2 protein-coding genes are annotated in these 3,633 nt (G+C 73.4%); both read right to left on the reverse strand.

Annotated features, from left to right (window positions below; all coding sequences use genetic code 11):
- Positions 1-145 precede the first annotated feature (145 nt).
- On the reverse strand, positions 146-1,894 hold the full coding sequence (locus AB0J39_RS38710; RefSeq protein ID WP_363474074.1) for an NAD+ synthase: 1,749 nt from the start codon (positions 1,892-1,894) through the stop codon (positions 146-148).
- Between the two features lie 50 nt (positions 1,895-1,944).
- A complete protein-coding gene (locus AB0J39_RS38715) occupies positions 1,945-3,435 on the reverse strand; it encodes a BTAD domain-containing putative transcriptional regulator (RefSeq protein ID WP_363474076.1) in 1,491 nt (496 codons plus the stop codon).
- Positions 3,436-3,633 lie beyond the last annotated feature (198 nt).

The raw sequence follows: 3,633 nt of genomic DNA on the forward strand, positions 1-3,633 counted from the left end.
CCACCCCCGAGCCGTGACAGGGCGCCTCACCCGTCGGCGGGCATCCGCCGACGACGCCCTGACGTGACACCGTGACCGGTGCCGGACGCCTGCCCGGCACCGGTCACGGGCGTTTGCGGCCCGGGCCCGGCGTCGCGGGCACTCCCTAGAGCCGCTCGCGCCAGCGGGTCGTGATGGGCAGGCGGCGGTCGCGGCCGAAGTTCTTCGGGGTGATCTTGGGGCCCGGCGGGTACTGGCGGCGCTTGTACTCGGCGAGGTCCACCAGCCGGATGATCTTCGTGACCAGCTCGGGGTCGTGGCCGGCGGCGACCAGCTCGTCCCGGCCCATGTCCCGCTCGACGTAGTCGCGCAGCAGCCGGTCGAGCACGTCGTACTGCGGGAGGGAGTCGGTGTCGCGCTGGTCGGGCCGCAGCTCCGCGCTCGGCTCCTTGGTGATGGAGTTCTCCGGGATCGGGGGCTGCCCGGGCTGGGCGTTGCGCCACTCCGCGAGCTTCCAGACCACGCTCTTCAGGACGTCCTTGATGGGGGCGAACCCGCCCGCCGAGTCGCCGTACAACGTGGAGTAGCCGGTCGCCAGCTCGCTCTTGTTGCCGGTGGTCAGCACCAGGTGGCCGTGCTCGTTCGACAGGCTCATCAGGAGCATGCCGCGCACGCGGGCCTGCAGGTTCTCGGCCGCCAGGCCGTGCAGCTCGATCTCCTTCTCGAACGCCGAGACGATGTCGGCGATCGGGACGACCTGCGCGTCGACCCCCTGGCGGCGCACCAGCTCCTCCGCGTCGGTGATGGAGTGGTCCGAGGAGTAGCGCGAGGGCATGAGCACCACGTGGACCCGCTCGGGCCCGACGGCGTCGGCCGCGATCGTGGCGACGAGGGCGGAGTCGATGCCGCCGGACAGGCCGAGGATGACCGACCGGAAGCCGTTCTTGCGCACGTAGTCGCGCACGCCGAGCACGAGCGCCTGGTAGATCTCCGCCAGGTCGTCCAGCCGCTCGGCGACGACCGGCGCCTCCGGCTCGTACGGCTCGACGGGCGCGGCCGACAGCAGCACCCGCTCGACCGTGATGACCGTGCCGTCGTGCGCGTCGTGGCGGGACTCGCCGAGCTCGCCCGTGCCCTCCGGGAGCTCCAGATCGGTGACGAACAGGTCCTCCTCGAACTGCGGCGCGCGGGCGACCAGTTCCCCGGAGGCGTCCACGACGAGAGAGTCGCCGTCGAAGACCAGCTCGTCCTGGCCGCCGACCATGTTCACGTACGCGAGCGCGCAGCCGGCCTCGCGGGCCCGCCGCGCGCACAGTTCCAGCCGCACGTCGTCCTTGTTCGTCTCGTACGGCGAGCCGTTGGGGACGACGAGCAGCCCGGCGCCGGCCTCGGCGACCACGGAGACGGGACCGCCGTCCTGCCACAGGTCCTCGCACACGGCCACGGCGACGTCCACGCCGTGCAGGCGGAAGATCGGCAGGCGGTCGCCGCGCACGAAGTAGCGGTACTCGTCGAACACCCCGTAGTTCGGCAGGTGGTGCTTGGCCGACTTCGTCACCACCCGGCCCTCGTGAAGCAGGGCGACCGCGTCGAGCGGTGCGCCCTTGGGCTGGCCGACGCGCGGGGCGAGGTCGGCGCGATCGAGATAGCCCACCACGACGGGGATGTCCCCGAGACCCTCGCCGGCCAGGCGCGTGGCCGCCTTCGACAGCGCCGTGATCGACGCCTCCACGAACGAGGACCGGAGCACCAGGTCCTCGGCGGGGTAGCCGGTCAGGAACATCTCGGGGAAGACCACGAGGTGCGCGCCACGGGCGGCGGCCCTGCGGGTCCACTCGACGAGCATGTCGGCGTTGCCGGCGATGTCACCGACGACCGGATTGGTCTGGGCGAGAGCGATGCGCAGTTGAGCCACGGTCCCACCCTAAGGTGTCCGATTATTTGTCGTCAAAGCGACGATAAGGCTCAGGCGCCCGGCGACCCTGGGCTGACCAGCCCTCTTTCGTACGCCAGGACCACGAGCTGGGCGCGGTCGACCAGGCCCAGGCCGCGCAGCAGCGCCGTGACCTCGTCGGCGACCTCCTGTTCCGGCACGGCCAGCGTCATCGCGATCTGCCGGTTGGTGAAGCCCCGGGCGACGAGCTTGATCAGGTCGATGTCGGAGTCGGACAGGCCCTCCGGGGCCGCCGGGTCGCGCCGCCCGGCGAAGGCCGCGATGAGGTGCGTGGTGACCGCCGGGTCGAGCAGCGCGTCGCCCGCGACGGCGGCCCGGACCGCCGCGATGAGCTGCTCGGGGGCGGAGGTCTTCAGCACGAAGCCGCTCACGCCGGCCCGCAGCGCCGCGTAGAGGTTCTCGTCGGTGCCGAACGTGGTCATCATGATCACCTTCGGCGGCTCCTCCGCCGTGAGGATCCGCCGGGCCGCCGCCAGTCCGTCCAGCCGCGGCATCTGGATGTCCATGAGCACCACGTCGGGCCGTGTCGCCTGGACGAGCGAGATCGCCTGCTCGCCGTTCTCCGCCTCCCCGACGAGGTCGAGCCCCGGCTCGCTGTCGAGGATGACCTTGAGACCGGTGCGCACCAGCGCCTGGTCGTCGGCGATGACCACGCGCAGGGCCGCCGGGCCGGCGGATGCTCCCTCGGACGCGGCCGGGCCGGACGGCGCGGGCGCGGAGACCTCCACGACCTGCCCGCCGGCGGCCGGGGCGTCCAGATGCCCGGCCTGGACGAGGATGTCCTGCTCCAGCCGCTGCAGGGTGGGGCCGAGATCGAGCCCGAGCTCGTCGCGCAGCGCCTCCCTGGCCCGCCGCAGCGCGCCGAGCGCGTCGCCCTGCCGTCCCGCGCGGTAGAGCGCGAGCGCGAGAAGCCGCCAGGCCTCCTCTCGCAACGGGTACGCCGAGGCGTGCGCCTCCAGGTCGGGGATCATCGGGCCGGTGCGGCCCAGCCGCAGCGCGGCGTCCGCGCGGCGCTCCACGGCGAGCAGGCGAAGCTCGTCCAGCCGCGTGGCCTCGGTCTGCGCCCATGTGAGCTCCTGGAACCCGGCCAGCGCCGGCCCGCGCCACAGGGAGAGGGCCGTCTCCATCCGCTCCAGCGTCGCGGCCGGGCCGTCGTGGTCGCTCTTGACCAGGTGCTCGAAGCGCCAGGAGTCCACGTCCTCGACCTTCGCCCGCAGCGCGTAACCGGGCGGAGCGGACACCAGGACGCCGGCCTCCTCGCGCGGCGCGCGGTGGGGTTCGAGGGCCCGCCGCAGGCGGGAGACGTATCCCTGGATCGTGGACAGCGCCTGCGCGGGCGGGCCACCCGGCCACAGCTCGTCGATCAGCACGCTCACCGGTACGGCGCGCCCTCCGGCCACGAGCAACCGGGCGAGCACGGCCTGCTGCCGCTGCCCGCCGAGGTCGAGCGTCTCGCCACCGGCAATCGCCTCGAACGGCCCAAGAGCACGAAAAGTCACCATCGCAGGGTAAGCGTAAGGGCACCGAGAGCCCCGGGCGTGCCGGCCGCCTCTCGGTTGGGTCACGAGGCGGGGCGGCCGGGTCGTGACCGCCCGTCGCGGAGCCGGCGCCGGTCCCGGCTCGCGGCGCCCGCGGGCCGGGTCGCGACGCGTCCGGGGGCCGTGTCGGGACGCGTCCGGGGGCCGTGTCGGGACGCGTCC

Origin of the sequence: Microbispora sp. NPDC049633 (genome assembly GCF_040675265.1) — a bacterium.
GTDB classification, from domain to species: Bacteria; Actinomycetota; Actinomycetes; order Streptosporangiales; family Streptosporangiaceae; genus Microbispora; species Microbispora maris.